The organism is Pseudoalteromonas piratica (assembly GCF_000788395.1).
Lineage (GTDB): Bacteria > Pseudomonadota > Gammaproteobacteria > Enterobacterales > Alteromonadaceae > Pseudoalteromonas > Pseudoalteromonas piratica.
Genome location: NZ_CP009888.1, coordinates 326,770 through 344,588, shown reverse-complemented (window position 1 = coordinate 344,588; position 17,819 = coordinate 326,770). Strand labels below are relative to the sequence as shown.

The window sequence follows — 17,819 nt, the reverse complement described above, 5'->3', positions numbered from 1 at the left end:
TGTTACGATTTAATTTTGACGATAGCCCGTATAGTAAGAGGCAAAATTTTATCGTTTTAAAATATATAGTCAAATATCATTTGTTTGGCTATATAGACGTGTAAAAGTTTTGACTTCCGCTATTTAGTGGTTTAACCTTTTAGACGTCTAAACATCTAAGTAGCAAAGTTATGAAGCAGAGTAAACAAACAACCCTTGCTGTTCGCAATGGCATTACCGCAGATAAGCATCATGGCGCGGTTGTACCGCCATTGTATTTATCAACTACCTATGAATTCGCAGATTTTGATAAAAAGCGTGATTACGACTACGGCCGAAGTGGCAATCCTAATCGTGATATTTTAGCGGATACATTGGCTCAACTAGAAGGTGGCGAAAAAGGGATTGTTACAGCAACAGGTATGGCTGCTGTTCACTTATGCACACAAATTTTAACGCCGGAAGATACAATCTTAATTCCCCATGATTGCTATGGTGGTAGTTATCGTTTATTTACAAGTTTAGAAAAGCGTGGCCTGTTGAAAGTAGCCGTTGTCGATTTTACACATGCGTCTTGCTATGAACAGATAAAAGCAATTAAACCTAAGCTTGTATGGATTGAAACACCGAGTAACCCTGTTTTACGCCTAACAGATATTGCCAAAGTAGTGGAAGTTTCCCATTCGGTTGGCGCCTTAGTTGGCGCAGACAACACCTTCTTATCGCCTGCATTACAAAACCCAATCTCATTTGGGGTTGATATTGTGATTCACTCAACCACTAAATACATTAATGGCCACTCAGATGTTGTTGGTGGTGTTGTAATTACTCGCACTGCAGAATTAGGTGAAGAGCTTGCTTGGTGGGCAAACAACATTGGTATTACCGGTGCGCCATTTGATGCATATTTGACGCTACGAGGTATTCGTACGTTAAATGTGCGTATTAAACAGCACCAAGAAAACGCATTTGCTATCGCACGCTACTTAGAGACTTGTGAGCATGTTGAAACCGTTTACTACCCAGGGCTTGAAAGTCACCCTCAACATGACTTAGCGAAAGCGCAACAGAAGGGTTTCGGTGGCATGGTGAGCTTTAGTATAAAAGGTACCATAGAAGATACAGCGAAGTTTTTAACTAGTGTTGAGCAGTTCAGTCTCGCTGAATCACTAGGCGGCGTTGAGAGCTTAATTTGTCACCCTGCAACAATGACACATGCTGGCATGGCGCCAGAAGCGCGTATAAAAGCAGGTGTAAATGATACCCTTATTCGTATTTCTGTTGGCATTGAAGATGTTGAAGACTTAATTGCTGACCTTGAGCAAGCATTTGCAAAAACGATTAATAAAAACACAGCTGCTGGTGGCGATTCTAAAACCCAGTGTTGTGCCGCGCGACCTGCATTGTGGTGATAAAATAAATGACGAAACAAGTTTATAAATTTGGTGGCTCGAGTTTAAGCAGCGCCAAGCGTTATCATGCAGTTGCTAATATTTGCCATCATTTAAAAGGCGGTGATGCGGTTGTTGTTTCAGCTGCGGGTAAAACAACGGATACGCTTGTACGTTTATGGTCTTGTTACCACAATCAAGATCACAAAGGTGTTGGCGAAGTTATTGCACTGTTAAAAGATCATCAATGCGCACTAATTGCTGAACTGTTAGGAGATAAAAGTGAAGTGTATGCTCACTTTATCGATGATATCAATGCTATTTCTCAACGTGCTGGCTGCGCTGAGTTAGAGCAGGCATGGTTGCTTGCTCATGGCGAGTTGTGGTCTGCACGTTTGCTTGCTCATTATTTAAATAAAATAGAGGTTGCTGCTTGCCATTTTGATAGCAGAGATTTATTTATAGTTGCACAAAATAACCTTAAGCATGAGGAAAATACTGCCCGTTGTCAGGTTTTGAAAAATGATCAGCTTAATGTTGTGACAGGTTTTATCGCTAGTGATGAAAACGGCAGTACGGTGACACTTGGACGCAATGGAAGTGATTACAGTGCGACCTTACTTGGTAAATACTTAAACGCTGATAGCGTAACTATTTGGACTGATACACAGGGTGTTTACAGCACAGATCCTCGCAAAGTTGAAAAAGCGGTAAAATATAACAAAATTAGCCAACAACAAGCCCAATTACTTGCCCGTCTAGGAAACCCTGTTTTACATGCTAAAACATTGACACCATTAAAAGACAGCGATATCAAATTAGTTGTGCGTAGTAGCTACGACAGCCACAGTGATGGCACCAAAGTGGTTGCAAACGAACAGGCTAAAGCAAAGCGTTTTCTTACCACGCTTGCAAGTTCCGATGTTTTTCAGCTGACAAATAGTAATAAAGAAAGCATTAGAGAGTTGAGCATTTTGCTTCAACATCCTTTGCAGCCATTAGAGGTTGATGGTAATACCTTGTTACTAGTGCCAAGCCAGTTTGGTGAGCAGGTTGCAGCATTTTATCAAGAACACGCTGTGCTCATTGAGTCAAATGTGTCAGGTGTTGCGATTGTCAGCGAGCCAGGCAGTGAACCGCAATTACTTAAAAGCGCAAAGCAATTGCTTGAGAAGCAAAGTATGACGTTACGCGGTGCTTGGAGCCAGGATGGCTTTGCAATTTTGTTGGGTGATCAGTTATTAGAAAGTGACACCTTATCATTGCTACACGACGAATTAATCAGTGCAAAACAAGAGTTAGCTGTGATTGTCGCTGGTATTGGTAATGTAGGAGAAGTCTTCTTATCGCAATTAAATAGCCAACTAGAGCGGTTAAATACTTTACTCCCAGTAAAGCTTGTTGGCTTATTACGTTCCACTTCTAGCCTGTTAAATGGTCAGGGTATTGCATTATCGAGTGCAAGTGAGCAGTTTAATGAGCATGCTAAAACCACAACCTCTGAGCAGTTAATCGAGTTTATAAAGGAACTGGATTATGGCCATAAAGTGATAATTGATATTACTGCAAGCGAGCAATTTAGTTTACTTTATCCAGAGTTTGCATTACATGATTGTCATATTATTTCGGCTAACAAATATGCGGGTACTGCAGAGCTAGATTGGTATGAAAATTTACGACGACTACAAACCGAAAAGGGTCTTTTATGGCGTTATAACACCAGTGTAGGTGCTGGTTTACCAATAAACTTTGCACTTAAAGACCTACAAAATTCTGGTGATAAAATTACCAAAATAAGTGGTGTATTCTCAGGCACGTTATCTTGGTTAGGTGCACACTATTCACTTGATAAAAAATTCTCAGAGCTCGTTGAGCAGGCAAGAGAGTTAGGTTTTACAGAACCAGACCCACGTGAGGATCTTTCAGGTAGGGATGTACAGCGTAAATTACTGATTCTAGCTCGTGAGCTTGGACTTTCTCTCAATCTTGATGATATTGAATTATCCGCGTGGATGCCGACTGAGCTTGCAAATGGTACGTGGCAAGATGCATTAACAAAACGAGATTTACTTGATAAGTTTGTTGAAGAGTTAGCCTTAGAAGCTGAAAAAAATGGTAAAACATTGAGGTATGTTGCGGAATTAGACACCACGACTAAACCAGTAATTGCAAAAGTGGGCCTTAAAGCAGTTTCGCCAAATGCAGCTGTTGCTACACTGACCCCTGGCGATAACATCTTTGTTATAAACAGTGTATGGTATGAAAATAATGCGTTGATTATCCAAGGACCTGGTGCAGGCCGTGAAGTTACAGCTGCTGGGGTACACTCTGACCTTTACTGGTTGTGTCACAAGCTTTCTGAGTAACAATATTAATTGACTAAAACTAAAAAGCCGCTAATTAGCGGCTTTTTTGATGTTTAGAATAACTCTTCGTTAGTTGTGGCAACGTCATTTGATTCGTAAGGGTCGAATAAATTAGGTACCTCTTCTTGCGCAAATTGGGTTGGTGCAGTTCCTTTGATGAAATATTCAAAACGAGATGATTTATCTGTTTTTCGACTAAGTAACCCAGACTTGCGATCAATACGAACAGAGACTAAACCTTCCGGTTGCTCGATAGGCGCACTTGGCATTCCTTTAAGCGCTTCACGCATGTAAGCAATCCATGCAGGTTGTGCGGTTCTTGCACCAGATTCACCGCCAGCAAACTGATTGCGTGTTAAGTTGTTATTGTATTGAACGCGACCTAATCGTTTACCTGGGTCATCAAATCCAACCCAGGTGGTGGTAATAATCTGACTATTAAAGCCGGAGAACCAAGTATCAACAACGTCATTTGTTGTACCCGTTTTACCTGACAAATCATTGCGTTTTAGATCCTTTGCACGCCAGCCTGTGCCAACCCAGCCAGGTTCTCCATAAACAGCTGTTTTCATCGCATCAGCAATTAAAAACGCATTTTGTTCGCTGATAATACGTGGTGCGTAATGGTAACTATCACGGACTTCTTCAGCGGTACACAGGTTGCAAACTACTAAAGGCTGGGCTTGATAAATAACATTACCTTCAGCGTCTTCAATGCGGTCAATAAAATAAGGCTCGATTAAATGACCACCATTAGCAAATGCGGCCATGCCACGCGCAACTTCTAATGGTGTTAATGATGCAGCACCCAGTGAGAGAGCTTCATGAGGTTTGATATCTTCCGGTGAAAAACCAAATTTCAATAAATGGTCTACCGTGTTGCGTGCACCAATGCCCCTAAGCAAGCGAACTGCAACTACGTTCTTTGATTGTGCTAAAGCACGGCGAACACGGATTGGTCCATCATAATTAGGTGGGCTGTTTTCAGGGCGCCATGCAATACGCTGTGCAGAGTTCCAGCTATTGATTGGAGCATCATTAATAATTGTTCCTAGGGAGTATCCATGCTCAATAGCAGCAGAGTAAATGAAAGGTTTAATATTCGAACCAACCTGACGCTTAGCTTGAGTAACACGGTTGTATTGTGATTGTTCGAAGCTGTAGCCACCAACAAGGGCCTTTATAGCTCCGTTTTGTGGATTCAGAGAAACAATTGCACTACTCACATCTGGCATTTGTGATAATTGGTACTGGCCAGAACTGTTTTGCTGTACCCAAATAAACGCACCAGGGTGAAGAATGTCAGATGTTACGGTTGGAGCAGGCCCTTGTCTTGAATGGGTTACATAAGAACGTGCCCATTTTAAGCCATCCCAATCAATAGTAATTGAGCTGCCGTCTTTAAGTATTGCATACGCATTTTGCTCATCAGTTTGTTCGACTACTGCGGCTTTTAAATATCCAAACTCGTCAACTGATTGCAAGTAAGTAAGAATGTCATCGCGTGACCAAAAAGCATCGGTTTCTGAATTCCAAAGATATATTTTGACACCTCGAAAACCATGGCGTTGATCATAATTGTGGATGTTGTCCATTAATGCTTTTTGTGCGGCCGCTTGGTTGCGAGAATCTATTGTGGCAAATACTTTGTAACCGTTATTGTAAGCACCTTCCAAGCCAAAACGAGCGACCATTTCAGCGCGGATCATTTCAGAAATATAAGGTGATGAGAAATCAATTTCAGTACCATGGCGTCTAGCGGTAACGGGAGCATTTTTAGCATCATCATATTGCGATTGCGTGATGTAACCCTCAACTAGCATGCGATGAAGAACAACATTTCGACGCTTCTTGGAGCGCTCGGGGTAACTAATTGGGTTTAGTGTAGAAGGGGCCTTTGGAAGGCCTGCAATAGTCGCAAGTTGTGCAAGTGTTAATTCTTGTAAATCTTTTCCGTAATAAACCTGAGCAGCTGCCCCAATACCGAAAGAGCGATGGCCGAGTGGGATTTTGTTAAGGTAAAGCGTAAGGATTTCATCTTTACTCATTAAGCTTTCGATATGAAGTGCAATGAATACTTCTTTAATCTTTCGCATGAACGCTTTTTCACGGGTTAAAAAGAAGTTTCGAGCGGTCTGCATCGTAATGGTACTAGCCCCTTGCTTCTTTTGCCCAGTAGTTATTAGCACAATTGCAGAGCGCACAATCCCAATGGGGTCAATACCAGGATGTTCGTAAAAACGATTATCCTCTGTTGCTAAAATTGCATTGATAAAGTCCTGCGGAATTTGATCTATGGTAACTGGAATTCGCTTTTTTTCACCAAATTGGTTGATTAATCGACCATCTTTAGTAAATACTTGCATAGGTGTTTGAAGCTGAACGTCTTTTAGAACGGCAACACTGGGTAGCTCGGGCTTTACGTAAAAGTAAAGAATAACTACTGCAAAAGTACCAAGAATGGTACATATGATAATAAAACGTAAAAAGTTTTTTATAAAAGCCACAGAAAATTCCCGAGAATGGACTCCCAATTACAAGATAACACTGGTAGTATATCCTGATTAATTTTTGAATAAAATTTTTTCGCTAGATTTTATAAAGTTATTATAATTATAAAAAAAAGGATTAGCGTTAGGTTTATGATAGGTCAACTGTTTAAAAAGCCACAGCCATTGATGGTTGGTATTGATATTGGCTCACACTCCGTAAAAGCGGTGTTGTTAAGCCAAAAAGAAACGCATTACCGACTTGAAGCGTTCGCTGTTGAGCCGATGCCCAAAGGGGCAATGGCGGAAAGAACCATTCAAGATATTGAAGCTGTTGGTCGTGTAATCAACAAAATCCGTAAAAAGCTCCCCAAGAATATTACGGAAGCTGCAACAGCCGTATCAGGTCAAGCCGTAATCACTAAGGTCATCTTCATGGATGTAGCCTTAACGGATGCTGAATTAGAATCACAAATTGAAATTGAAGCTGATAGTTTAATCCCTTACCCACTAGATGAGGTAAGTTTGGATTTCGAAAAACTTGATGTGAACGATGCTGATCCCTCAAAAGTAAATGTATTACTTTCGGCGGCGCGTACGGAAAGTGTTGAGGCGCGTGCCGGAGCTGTTGAGGCTGGTGGTTTTGTTCCAAAAGTTGTTGATGTAGAAGCTTATTCACTTAGCCGAAATATCGAGCTTTGTTACGATTTGTTACCAGAAGATGCACCAAATAAAATTGTCGCCTTTATTGACGTAGGTGCGACTATGACACTAATTAGCGTTGTGCAAAATGGTGAGACACTTTACACCCGTGACCAGGTGTTTGGTGGTGAACAGTACACGCATAGTATAGTGTCTTATTATAATAAGAGCTTTGATGAAGCTGAACTTGCAAAAACTTCTGGCGACTTACCACCAAACTACACGTTTGAGGTATTAGCACCATTCCAAACGTCATTTTTGCAACAAGTTCGTCGTGCGATTCAAATGTTCTTAACGACAAGTGGTAAAGATCAAGTTGACTACATTGTTCTATCAGGTGGCACTTCACTCATTATGGGTCTAGAAAAATTACTGATAGATGAACTTGGTATTCACTCGGTGATTATGAACCCATTTGAGAATATGGAACTAGCTCCTGGTGTGGATCGAGAATCCTTAGAAAAACATCAAGCTCAGTTAGCTGTAGCGACTGGCTTAGCACTAAGGAGTTTTTCACCATGCCACATATAAATCTCCTCGCGTGGCGTGAGGCGTCACGCAAAGAAGCGCAAAAGCAGTTTTTAAGCATCTTGCTTTTAGTTGTTATTCTCTCTTTTGGTAGCATGTTCGCCTTGAGTATGTTTTACAGTGCATTAAAAGATGGACAGAATGTTCGAAACAATTTCTTGACCTCTGAAATTGCACTACTTGATCAGCGAATAAAGGATATCCGTGAACTAGATAAGCGCAAGGCGAGCTTACAACAGCGTATGCGCTTAATCGAAGAACTTCAAAGTAACCGTAACCTCGGTACTCAGATTATGGATGAAGTTGCGTTAATTGTTCCTTCGGGCGTTTATTTAACAAGTCTTGAGCGCCGTGATAGAGCGTTACAAATTGTTGGTAAAAGTGAATCACACAATCGTGTATCAGCTATGCTACGTAAACTAGAAGAATCTTATTTGTTTGAAGATGCAGTAATGCAAGTAATTGAAGCAGGCGATCAAGAACTACGTCTACTGAATGACTTTAATCTAAGATTTAGAGTTAAGCCTTTTGAAGAAATTAGCGAGGCTCAAAAATGAATATTGATTTAAAATCGCTAAATGAAATTGAATTAGATGAACTCGATTTAGAAAATGTAGGTAGTTGGCCGTTAGTTGTAAAAATTATCGTTTGTGTAATTGCTGCAGGTCTAGTAGCGTTCTTCACCTATTCCTTAATGGTTTCAAGTGAAATTGAAGCTTATGAAAGGGCTCAGCAAAAAGAGCAAGAGCTTCGTACTACATACCGTCAAAAATATGATGTAGCTAGTAAACTTGAAATCTACCGTCAACAGATGGTTGAGATGGAAGAAAAGTTTGCTCAGTTATTGAAACGTCTGCCTACTTCTAGTGAAACACCAGGTCTGATTGAAGACTTATCTTATATAGGTACTTCTAGTGGATTAACATTTCACAAAGTTGAGTGGATGCCTGAGATTGAGAAAGAGTTTTATACGGAACTTCCAATCAAAATTGAAGTGGTAGGAAGTTACCATGACTTTGGAGAATTCGTAAGTAAAGTAGCTGAATTACCTCGTATTATCAGTTTGCATGACTTCACGATCCAAGGTGGTGACACACAAGAGCAATTAGAATTTAGCGTAGTTGCTAAGACTTATCGTTACGAAGGAGAGCGCGAATGAGAAAACTAGCTATTTTAGCATTGCCTCTTATTCTTTGCGGCTGCTTTGATGATTTAACGGAACAACAAGAGTTTATTAATCAGGTTCGTGCCAATACAAATAATAACGTAGAGCCAATTCCTGAAATAAAGAAATTTAACCACTTTGCTTACACTGCCAGTGAAAAGCGAAGCCCATTTGTAGCACCAAAGCCAGAAGTTATTCAGGATCGATTATTGCAGGTACAAAATTGTTTGCACCCAGATCCACGAAGAAGAAAAGAGGCTTTAGAACGTTTCCCACTTGAAAATTTGCAAATGCGTGGAACGATTGGTTCAACAACAGAGTTATTAGCCTTGATCACAGCGCCAGATAATTCGTTGCATGAAGTAGGTATAGGTGGCCGAATGGGTTTATTTAATGGCAAGGTAACTCAGGTTCAAAATGGCTTTATCGAGTTATTAGAGTTAATACCTGATGGTGCAGGATGTTGGAAAGAACGCCTGACGAAAGTGGAAATCGTGGAGGCAGGTAGCAATGCGTCAAGTTAATAATAAAGGGTTTAATAATATGCGATCAACAGTAGGTCTTCTCCGTAAAGGTTTTTCAACTTTACTGACAGCCGGTTTGTTGGTGCTTTCATTTGGGGCATCAGCTGTCCCTCTGCTATATGATGTGCGCTACAACCCGTTACTCGATGGTGAAACTGAAATTGAATTCGTGTTCGATGAAGAAATTTATATTGAACCAAAGATTCAGGTTTTTTCTGAACCAGCACGTATCGAATTATTCTTTGATGAAGCTGACTTTGAAGAAAACTTAACAGAAGTGCTAATCAACAAAGCAGGTGTAAAGCGCGTTACTCATGAATTTGAAAATGATGGATTTAAGGTTACGGTATTCTTAGATTACCTTAAAATTTATCAAACTCGTGTTGATAAAAACTTGTTTTACTTACATGTAAGCGATAACCCAACTCAGGATGTTGCCGAAACGTCTGCAATTGAAGATAGTTCAAGCTACATCAATAAAATCCAAGCAATCGATTTTCGTCGTGGTGAAAGTGGTGAAGCACGTGTAATGATCTTCTTGCAAGAGAATATGGCAGCTATCGATGTAAGCGAGAAAGCAGGAAAAGTAGTCGCCGAATTCCACAACACAGATATTCTTGATGATTTATTATATCAACTAGATGTAATGGACTTTGGTACCGTTGTAAGTACTGTTGAAACGTTTAAAGATGGCATCAATAGCCGTATTGTAATCGACACAACCACAGGATTTGATTACAACTATCAACAACTTGATAATATTTTCACATTAACAGTAGAAAAAGATGAATCTAAGCGCAGCTTCCTAGGTGATGGAAAAGATTATCAAGGTAAACCGATGTCGCTTAACTTCCAAGATATTTCTATTCGCCAAGTGCTGCAAATTATCGCGCAATACAACAACTTTAACTTAGTAACAAGTGACTCGGTGGAAGGTAACATTACCTTGCGTTTAGATGGCGTTCCTTGGGACCAAGCACTTGACGTTGTATTACGTATGAAAGGTTTAGATAAGCGTATGGATGGCTCAATTCTGATGGTTGCACCGACAGAAGAGTTAGCATCACGTGAAGCGAGAGAATTAGAAGTAAAGCAAAAAGTAGCTGAACTTGAACCGCTTTATAGCGAGTACATCCAGCTTAACTATGCGAAAGCGAAAGACTTTTCTGAGCTGTTAAAGTTTGAAGGAAATAGCATTTTATCAAGTCGCGGTTCAGTATCAGTGGATGAGCGTACAAACACATTGCTTATTAAAGACACTGCAGTGAGTATTGAAAGCGTACGTCGTATGATCGAAAACCTTGATATCCCTGTGAAACAAGTGAAAATAGAATCACGCATGGTTACTGTTCGTGACAACGTTCAAGAAGACTTAGGAATTCGTTGGGGCTTTAGTGATCAACAAAATTCTGATGGCGTTTCAGGTACTCTTGAGGGTGCTAACAACATTGCAAATGGAATTATTCCAGCGCTTAGTGATCGCTTAAATGTTAATTTACCCGTTGCAAACCCAGCGGGAAGTATTGGTATTCATGTTGCCAAACTTGCTGATGGCACTTTAATTGACCTTGAGTTATCAGCACTTGAACAAGAAAATGAAGCTGAAATCATTGCTAGTCCAAGTATTACAACTGCAAATCAGAAATTAGCGCGAATTGAGCAAGGTACTGAAATCCCTTATGTACAAGCTGCATCTAGTGGTGCAACGACGGTTGAATTTAAGAAAGCAGTACTAAGTTTAGAAGTAACACCGCAAATTACTCCTGATGACAAGATAATTTTAGACCTTGTGATAACTCAAGATACACGTGGTGATACAGTTCAAACACCAACTGGACCTGCGGTAGCAATTGATACTCAGAAGATTCGTACTCAAGTATTAGTTGATAATGGTCAAACGGTAGTGCTAGGTGGCATTTACCAACAACAGATTGTGAGCAGCACTAAAAAGGTACCGTTATTAGGTGACATTCCTTATTTAGGCTATTTATTCCAATCTAATAGTGAGTTTAATGAGAAGAAAGAGTTACTTATTTTCGTAACTCCTAAAATTCTTAATGAATCTTTGTAGCTAAAAAGGGCTGAATAGCCCTTTTTAATGTATAACACTTGAAAACCTTGCCTATTTGTTGAGATAATCTCCGCCTTACTTTTGGGGACCAGCTAATAAGCGGGGTTTTTTTCAATTTTAGAGTTCGTTTGTACTAAAAGATATGGCTGAAAAACGTAATATATTTCTAGTGGGCCCAATGGGCGCAGGTAAAAGCACTATTGGTCGTCACCTTGCAGACCAACTTCATTTAGAGTTTTTTGACTCAGACCAAGAGATCGAGCGCCGTACAGGTGCAGATATCGCTTGGGTATTTGATATTGAAGGTGAAGAAGGGTTTCGTCGCAGAGAAGAGTCTGTTATTTCTGATTTAACAGAAAAGCAAGGTATCGTGCTAGCAACAGGCGGTGGCTCTATTATTAGTAAAGATGTACGTAACAAGCTTTCTGCTCGTGGCATCGTTGTTTATTTAGAAACACCGATCGAAAAGCAATTAGCACGTACACAACGTGACAAGAAGCGTCCGTTACTACAAACAGAAGAAGAGCCAAAAGATGTATTGGTTCGTTTAGCAGACGAGCGTAATCCGCTTTATGTTGAAGTTTCTGATTTCGTTGTTCGTACCGATGAACAAAGTGCAAAAGTAGTTGCCAATCAAATTATCGAAAAGATAAATTTCTAAATATAAAAGGGGATGCGCATGCTTGAATTATCAGTTAATTTGGGTGAGCGCAGCTACCCAATTTATATTGCTCAAAATAATCTGACCGACAGTCCAAATTTATCTGAATTTGTTCGAGGTCAAAAAGTTGTGATTGTTTCTAATGAGACAATCGCTCCTATCTACTTAAATCAACTAACTTCACAACTACCAAACAATTCTTTCTTGTCGTGCATCATTCCAGATGGTGAACAGTTTAAATCACTCGAATATTTTGAGTTTATTAACCGATTTTTACTAGAGCATAATTGCGGTAGAGATACTTGCTTAATCGCATTAGGTGGCGGTGTTGTTGGCGACTTAACAGGCTTTGTAGCTGCATGTTATCAACGTGGCGTTGACTTTATACAGGTCCCTACCACCTTACTTTCTCAGGTTGACTCTTCTGTTGGTGGTAAAACAGCTGTAAACCACCCTCTTGGTAAAAACATGATTGGTGCTTTTTACCAGCCAAAAGCAGTTTATATCGACAGTAATACGTTGAAAACTCTACCAGATAGAGAGTTTGCAGCGGGTGTAGCAGAAGTCATTAAGTATGGTTTAATTTATGATGCTGACTTTTTTACATTTATTGAAGATAACTTTAGCGCCATAAAAGAGCATCAAACTGATGCATTAAGTAAAATAATCTATCGCTGTTGTGAAATTAAAGCAGAAATTGTTGCACAAGATGAAAAAGAGTCTGGTTTAAGGGCATTATTAAACCTCGGTCACACTTTTGGGCATGCGATAGAAGCTGAAATGGGGTATGGCAATTGGCTTCATGGTGAAGCTGTTGCAACTGGTATGGTGTTAGCGTCACAACTAGCTTTTTTAAGAGGCTATTTATCAGAACAAGAATTGCAGCGTATTATTAATTTGCTCGCTAAGTTCAATTTACCTGTTCAAGCACCTGCTTCAATGTCATGCGATGACTTTGTTAAGCACATGATTAAAGATAAGAAGAACAAACAGGGAGTAATACGTTTTATTATCCCTACATCATTTGGTAAATGTGAGCTTGTTGATGATGTGACACAACAAGAACTTGAAGAGTTATTTAGACTGCATGCAAACTAAAATATTGCCAAGTAGGCAAGCACTAGTAGATCGCATCGAGTTACAGTTTGCTTATGGCAATAATTATATATGTCTAATTTCTGAGGTGGGTCTTGGTAAGAGTTATCTTGCAGAGACCTTCATTTCAGATAAATTTCCCGAATACAATAAATCCTATGTCCAAGGCTCCCGTAGTGCCCAAGATCGTCATTTGTTGGGGCAGATACTAGAGCAAAGCTTTTCCAAACCTCTTATTGATTATGACTTAAGCATTCTTGATAACTTTGCAATCTTATCAAAGGGGAATGTTGAGCCACTATTAATCGTTATTGATGATGCGCACTTTATAAGTGATGAATTCGCCAGCGAACTATTCCAACTAACTGAGCTTTATCAGGGGCAAATTCGAATCTTATTAACAGCTACAAGACAATTACCAGTTAGTGATGCAATTAATATTCATTTAGAGCCTCTAAACCAAATAGAAAGCATTACGTTAATGAAGATGTACTTCCAAGATTTGCCTTATGAAGATGAACCTGTCTTTAAAGCTTTTTTAGAAGCGAGCCATGGTAACCCTCAATTGTTACTAGCTTGGAAAAATGATAATTCGCAACAAAAATTAAAAGTTGAAACTAGAAAAAAACAAGTCAAAATTTATGCTTGGCTGGTCATTGTTGCAATATTACTAACCTTATTTGCAAGCGGTTTGTATTATTACTCAAAACAAGCACACACTATTCAAAACGATTCAGAAATTGGTGCTCCTTTAACGGTAATTACTGCGCAAGATGCTACATCTGAAGTAAATAAGTCATTTGACATCCCTGGTAATCAGCAAAATACTTCTGCGCAGCCAGAACAGCAGCCAGAACAGCAGCCAGAACAGCAGCCAGAACAGCAGCCAGAACAGCAGCCAGAACAGCAGCCAGAACAGCAGCCAGAACAGCAGCCAGAACAGCAGCCAGAACAGCAGCCAGAACAGCAGCCAGAACAGCAGCCAGAACAGCAGCCAGAACAGCAGCCAGAACAGCAGCCAGAACAGCAGCCAGAACAGCAGCCAGAACAGCAGCCAGAACAGCAGCCAGAACAGCAGCAGCCAGAACAGCAGCCAGAACAGCAGCCAGAACATCCCGTCAAAGTACTTTCAGGTAATGATTGGTTTTTATCTCAACCTCAAAGCTATTACACCATTCAATTAATGGTGGTGCGTGATAGGCAAGTGCTCACAAATACTGTGATGGAAAACAATTTAACCTCAACGCAAGTCTATGAAATAACAAAACAAAGCAATGTATTGATTGGGCTTACCTATGGTTTATTTGAAACATTAGCTGAAGCACAAAAGGCAAGGCAACAATTGCCTGAAAGTTTGTTAAAACAAGGTGCTTTTGTTAAATCTATTGGCAAAATTCAGCAACAAATACAAGCAAATAATTAAAGCCATAGTTTAGTCACTGTAGCTAGTGTAGAATAGCTCGCCTTAACGTAATTTATTAAGAAAAATAACCAGCTAGCATGAACAAAAAAACACGCGCATTTCTTAAATGGGCAGGCGGTAAATATAGCTTAGTTGAAGAGCTTTCAAAACGCTTACCAACAGCAGACACCTTAGTCGAACCTTTTGTTGGTGCTGGATCTGTTTTCTTAAATACCCAGTTTAAGCACTATATCTTGAATGATATCAATGCTGATCTTATTAATCTCTACAATGAATTAAAAGATAATCCCGATGAATTTATAGCTGATGCGCGTAAATTGTTCGTTGAAGTTAATAATGATGCTGATGTGTATTATGCATATCGAAAACAGTTTAATGAGTCATCAGATGCCTATGAGCGTGCAATTTTATTTTTGTATATGAATCGCCATGGCTACAATGGGTTATGTCGTTATAATAAAAAAGGTATTTTTAACGTACCATTTGGCAAATATAAACGCCCCTATTTTCCTGAAAACGAATTGTATTTTTTTGCTGAGAAATCACAGCAAGCGACGTTTACTTGCTTAAATTACGAAGAAGTATTTCAAGCTATTCCCGAAAATGCTGTGGTTTACTGTGACCCTCCTTATGTACCTTTGAGCAAAACCGCTTCATTTACAAGCTATGCCAAAGGAGGTTTTGACCTTGATGATCAAGCGAATCTAGCAAACCTTGCAGAGAGCCAAGCGTTTAACCAAGGGAACTCTGTGCTAATCTCAAACCATGATACTTTATGGACACGTAAAATTTATGCTCAAGCGAGCCTAGATGTGATCCAGGTAAAGCGAACAATTAGTCCTAAGGGGAACAAGCGCAATAAAGTTGGGGAATTGATGGCGCTCTACAAATCAGCAAATGCAGATTTTGAAATCTAACCTATTACGATATTTACTACGAATACAATTAAGATAATCAGAGCTACAGTCATCAAGGTAGCTAAGGCAATGAGGTGTTTTACAGATAATTTCTGGAAGTCTTCACGGCGTTTGCTATCACTTTGAATTCCAAATAATGCAGCGATTATGCTTTGTACATACTGCATCACAATCCCCATTATCTTATATGGCTAGTATAATTAGTGTTAGCTTCTTTTTTTCCTGACTCTAATAACTCAAGTAAGTCTAAGTAATGAAATTGAGAGCTTCGACTTTTGCCCGTTAACCATGATAACCAACTCTGGTTAGCTGCGCGGGCTTGACAGTTACCAACCGGTAAGTAGTTAGCATTGTTTGCTTGCATTTGAGAAGGGCAAGAGCAATTAGGATTTGTTGATTCGGTGGTGGTAATCCAAGAGAAAGAAGTCGCAGAAAACACTGTAAAAGCTGCGGCTGATGCTGTGTGTTTGATTCCTTTGCTGAACATAATATGCCCCTTCCTATTCATTACTTGGCTAAAGCTTAACCAAGTTTCAGGAACAACACAATGGTATTTTACCGCAAAATACACTTAGTCCATCTCAAATTATGTTATAAATGTTAACCATTTGTAAAGGTGTTTTTTGAAAAAAAATAAGGTAGAGTATAGTGCGCTTATAATCAAGCAAATCTCTGTTCCCGTTCAATGTGTTAACAAAAAATTTTAAGGAAGTGTTATGTCGCAGTATTTAATTGCACCTTCTATTTTATCAGCCGATTTTGCCCGCTTAGGTGAGGAAGTGGACAATGTATTAAACGCCGGTGCAGATGTCGTGCATTTTGATGTAATGGATAACCATTATGTGCCTAACTTAACGATTGGTCCGATGGTCTGTAAAGCGTTACGTGATTATGGAATAACAGCGCCAATAGACGTGCATTTAATGGTTAAGCCTGTTGATACACTTATTCCGATGTTTGCCGACGCAGGTGCAAGCATAATTACATTCCACCCTGAAGCAAGCGAGCATGTAGACCGTACACTTTCATTAATTAAAGAACATGGTTGCAAAGCAGGCTTAGTACTAAACCCAGCAACACCGCTAAGCTGCCTAGAATATGTGATGGATAAACTTGACGTTATTTTATTGATGTCAGTAAACCCAGGTTTTGGTGGTCAGAAGTTTATTCCAAATACACTTGATAAGCTGCGTGCGGTTCGCAAAATGATTGACCAATCAGGCTATGATATTCGTCTTGAAATTGATGGCGGGGTTAATGTTGATAACATTGCTGAGATAGCTGAAGCTGGCGCCGATATGTTTGTCGCAGGCTCTGCGATTTTTAATCAACCAGATTACAAACACGTGATTGATAAAATGCGTGAGCAACTGGCACACGTTAAATCTTAAAAAACTGAAATTCAGGTCGACAAAAACTTGCTTCCCAGCTCGAAGCATTTAAAATTGTCGGCCTTATTTGTAAATTATATTAGTAAAGGAAAATCATGACAAAGCCTGTAGTGTTAAGTGGCATTCAGCCAACCGGTGGTATGACAATTGGTAATTATATCGGTGCCATTAACCAGTGGCTTAAGTTGCAAGAAAATCATGATTGTTACTTTATGCTTGTTGATTTGCATGCCCTAACTGTTCGTCAAGATCCTGAAATATTAAAACAACGTGTTCTTGATGGTATTGCATTATATGCAGCTTGCGGTATTGACCCTGAGAAGTCAGCATTATTTGTCCAATCGCAAGTACCAGAACATGCACAACTTGGTTGGGTGTTAAACTGCTATGCGCAAATGGGCGAACTTAACCGCATGACGCAGTTTAAAGACAAATCAGCAAAAAATGCCAATAACATCAATGTTGGTTTATTTAGTTACCCTGTATTACAAGCGGCTGATATTTTACTTTATCAAGCTGATCAAGTGCCTGTAGGTGAAGACCAAAAGCAACATCTAGAACTTACTCGTGATATTGCAACGCGTTTTAATAACTTATACGGCGATGTTTTTACAATCCCTGAGCCTTACATCCCTGAGTTTGGTGCTCGTGTCATGAGTCTACAAGACCCGACCAAGAAGATGTCTAAGTCGGATGATAATCCAAATGGTTACATCATGTTATTAGATGAGCCGAAAAAGATTGAGAAAAAGCTTAAAAAAGCAGTAACTGACTCTGATGAGCAAGCGCGAATTTATTTTGATACACAAGAAAAAGCAGGTGTTTCTAATTTATTAACCCTGTTATCTGTGGCTACAGGTAAAACAATTGAAGAGCTTGTTCCAACTTACGAAGACAAAATGTACGGTCATCTAAAGAAAGATACAGCAGAAGCCGTAGTGAACATGATTGAACCAATCCAAGCACGCTTTAAAGAAATACGCGAAGATCAATCATTGTTGAACAGTATTATGAAGTCTGGTGCTGAAAAAGCAGGCGAACGTGCAGAATCAACGCTTAAATCGGTTTATAACGCGCTTGGTATGATCCCTCGTCCTTAATAGAGCGTTTTAACGTT

16 protein-coding genes are annotated in these 17,819 nt (G+C 39.7%); 13 read left to right on the top strand and 3 right to left on the bottom strand.

Features of this window, described 5'->3' with window-relative positions; translation table 11 throughout:
• Window positions 1-170: 170 nt before the first annotated feature.
• Window positions 171-1,391, top strand: coding sequence for a cystathionine gamma-synthase (metB, locus tag OM33_RS01470; protein WP_038637797.1), 1,221 nt, complete (start codon window positions 171-173; stop codon window positions 1,389-1,391).
• Window positions 1,392-1,399: 8 nt separating this feature from the next.
• Entirely contained in the window at window positions 1,400-3,736 is a 2,337-nt protein-coding gene (gene metL, locus OM33_RS01465; RefSeq protein ID WP_038637795.1) for a bifunctional aspartate kinase/homoserine dehydrogenase II, read from the top strand.
• Between the two features lie 53 nt (window positions 3,737-3,789).
• On the opposite strand, the gene OM33_RS01460 is transcribed toward metL, so the two are convergent.
• Window positions 3,790-6,243, bottom strand: a complete 2,454-nt coding sequence (locus OM33_RS01460; RefSeq protein WP_038637793.1) for a penicillin-binding protein 1A — start codon at window positions 6,241-6,243, stop codon at window positions 3,790-3,792.
• A gap of 135 nt (window positions 6,244-6,378) precedes the next feature.
• On the opposite strand from OM33_RS01460, the gene OM33_RS01455 reads away from it, so the two are divergent.
• From OM33_RS01455 to OM33_RS01415, 9 genes are all read left to right on the top strand, one after another.
• The gene (locus OM33_RS01455) at window positions 6,379-7,458 is read left to right on the top strand and encodes a pilus assembly protein PilM (RefSeq protein WP_038637789.1); all 1,080 of its coding nucleotides are present in this window, start codon (window positions 6,379-6,381) and stop codon (window positions 7,456-7,458) included.
• A complete protein-coding gene (locus tag OM33_RS01450) occupies window positions 7,446-8,012 on the top strand; it encodes a PilN domain-containing protein (RefSeq protein WP_038637786.1) in 567 nt (188 codons plus the stop codon). Before OM33_RS01455 ends, OM33_RS01450 begins: the two co-directional genes overlap by 13 nt.
• Entirely contained in the window at window positions 8,009-8,614 is a 606-nt protein-coding gene (locus OM33_RS01445) for a type IV pilus inner membrane component PilO (protein WP_038637784.1), read from the top strand. The genes OM33_RS01450 and OM33_RS01445 overlap by 4 nt, the downstream gene beginning before the upstream one ends.
• Entirely contained in the window at window positions 8,611-9,144 is a 534-nt protein-coding gene (locus OM33_RS01440) for a pilus assembly protein PilP (protein WP_038637782.1), read from the top strand. Before OM33_RS01445 ends, OM33_RS01440 begins: the two co-directional genes overlap by 4 nt.
• Complete coding sequence (locus OM33_RS01435) at window positions 9,131-11,215, top strand: type IV pilus secretin PilQ (protein ID WP_038637779.1); 2,085 nt, start codon at window positions 9,131-9,133, stop codon at window positions 11,213-11,215. The genes OM33_RS01440 and OM33_RS01435 overlap by 14 nt, the downstream gene beginning before the upstream one ends.
• Before the next feature lie 142 nt (window positions 11,216-11,357).
• Window positions 11,358-11,876 carry a shikimate kinase AroK gene (gene aroK, locus OM33_RS01430; protein ID WP_038637776.1) on the top strand — a complete coding sequence of 173 codons (519 nt, stop codon included), beginning with the start codon at window positions 11,358-11,360 and terminating at the stop codon, window positions 11,874-11,876.
• Between the two features lie 18 nt (window positions 11,877-11,894).
• Entirely contained in the window at window positions 11,895-12,974 is a 1,080-nt protein-coding gene (aroB, locus tag OM33_RS01425) for a 3-dehydroquinate synthase (protein WP_038637774.1), read from the top strand.
• Window positions 12,964-14,394, top strand: a complete 1,431-nt coding sequence (locus OM33_RS22465; RefSeq protein ID WP_038637771.1) for a hypothetical protein — start codon at window positions 12,964-12,966, stop codon at window positions 14,392-14,394. The genes aroB and OM33_RS22465 overlap by 11 nt, the downstream gene beginning before the upstream one ends.
• A gap of 77 nt (window positions 14,395-14,471) precedes the next feature.
• On the top strand, window positions 14,472-15,311 hold the full coding sequence (locus OM33_RS01415; RefSeq protein ID WP_038637768.1) for a Dam family site-specific DNA-(adenine-N6)-methyltransferase: 840 nt from the start codon (window positions 14,472-14,474) through the stop codon (window positions 15,309-15,311).
• On the opposite strand, the gene OM33_RS23045 is transcribed toward OM33_RS01415, so the two are convergent.
• Both OM33_RS23045 and OM33_RS01405 read right to left on the bottom strand, forming a co-directional pair.
• The gene (locus OM33_RS23045; RefSeq protein WP_199922479.1) at window positions 15,308-15,478 is read right to left on the bottom strand and encodes a DUF2970 domain-containing protein; all 171 of its coding nucleotides are present in this window, start codon (window positions 15,476-15,478) and stop codon (window positions 15,308-15,310) included. The genes OM33_RS01415 and OM33_RS23045 overlap by 4 nt on opposite strands.
• Window positions 15,479-15,489: 11 nt before the next feature.
• On the bottom strand, window positions 15,490-15,798 hold the full coding sequence (locus OM33_RS01405) for a hypothetical protein (RefSeq protein ID WP_052140856.1): 309 nt from the start codon (window positions 15,796-15,798) through the stop codon (window positions 15,490-15,492).
• A gap of 229 nt (window positions 15,799-16,027) precedes the next feature.
• Between OM33_RS01405 and rpe the strand changes: the two genes are divergently transcribed.
• Together rpe and trpS are read left to right on the top strand one after the other, a co-directional pair.
• Entirely contained in the window at window positions 16,028-16,702 is a 675-nt protein-coding gene (rpe, locus tag OM33_RS01400) for a ribulose-phosphate 3-epimerase (RefSeq protein ID WP_038637763.1), read from the top strand.
• A 95-nt stretch (window positions 16,703-16,797) separates the two neighbouring features.
• Complete coding sequence (gene trpS / locus OM33_RS01395; RefSeq protein ID WP_038637760.1) at window positions 16,798-17,802, top strand: tryptophan--tRNA ligase; 1,005 nt, start codon at window positions 16,798-16,800, stop codon at window positions 17,800-17,802.
• Window positions 17,803-17,819: the final 17 nt, after the last annotated feature.

What these genes read in the sequence shown, in the direction of transcription:
- OM33_RS22465 (WP_038637771.1), top strand. Translation starts at nt 12,964, where the DNA reads ATGCAAACTAAAATATTGCCAAGTAGGCAAGCACTAGTAGATCGCATC.
- aroB (WP_038637774.1), top strand. Translation starts at nt 11,895, where the DNA reads ATGCTTGAATTATCAGTTAATTTGGGTGAGCGCAGCTACCCAATTTAT.
- OM33_RS23045 (WP_199922479.1), bottom strand. Translation starts at nt 15,478, where the DNA reads ATGCAGTATGTACAAAGCATAATCGCTGCATTATTTGGAATTCAAAGT.
- metB (WP_038637797.1), top strand. Translation starts at nt 171, where the DNA reads ATGAAGCAGAGTAAACAAACAACCCTTGCTGTTCGCAATGGCATTACC.
- metL (WP_038637795.1), top strand. Translation starts at nt 1,400, where the DNA reads ATGACGAAACAAGTTTATAAATTTGGTGGCTCGAGTTTAAGCAGCGCC.
- trpS (WP_038637760.1), top strand. Translation starts at nt 16,798, where the DNA reads ATGACAAAGCCTGTAGTGTTAAGTGGCATTCAGCCAACCGGTGGTATG.
- rpe (WP_038637763.1), top strand. Translation starts at nt 16,028, where the DNA reads ATGTCGCAGTATTTAATTGCACCTTCTATTTTATCAGCCGATTTTGCC.
- OM33_RS01440 (WP_038637782.1), top strand. Translation starts at nt 8,611, where the DNA reads ATGAGAAAACTAGCTATTTTAGCATTGCCTCTTATTCTTTGCGGCTGC.
- aroK (WP_038637776.1), top strand. Translation starts at nt 11,358, where the DNA reads ATGGCTGAAAAACGTAATATATTTCTAGTGGGCCCAATGGGCGCAGGT.
- OM33_RS01445 (WP_038637784.1), top strand. Translation starts at nt 8,009, where the DNA reads ATGAATATTGATTTAAAATCGCTAAATGAAATTGAATTAGATGAACTC.
- OM33_RS01455 (WP_038637789.1), top strand. Translation starts at nt 6,379, where the DNA reads ATGATAGGTCAACTGTTTAAAAAGCCACAGCCATTGATGGTTGGTATT.
- OM33_RS01435 (WP_038637779.1), top strand. Translation starts at nt 9,131, where the DNA reads ATGCGTCAAGTTAATAATAAAGGGTTTAATAATATGCGATCAACAGTA.
- OM33_RS01405 (WP_052140856.1), bottom strand. Translation starts at nt 15,798, where the DNA reads ATGTTCAGCAAAGGAATCAAACACACAGCATCAGCCGCAGCTTTTACA.
- OM33_RS01415 (WP_038637768.1), top strand. Translation starts at nt 14,472, where the DNA reads ATGAACAAAAAAACACGCGCATTTCTTAAATGGGCAGGCGGTAAATAT.
- OM33_RS01450 (WP_038637786.1), top strand. Translation starts at nt 7,446, where the DNA reads ATGCCACATATAAATCTCCTCGCGTGGCGTGAGGCGTCACGCAAAGAA.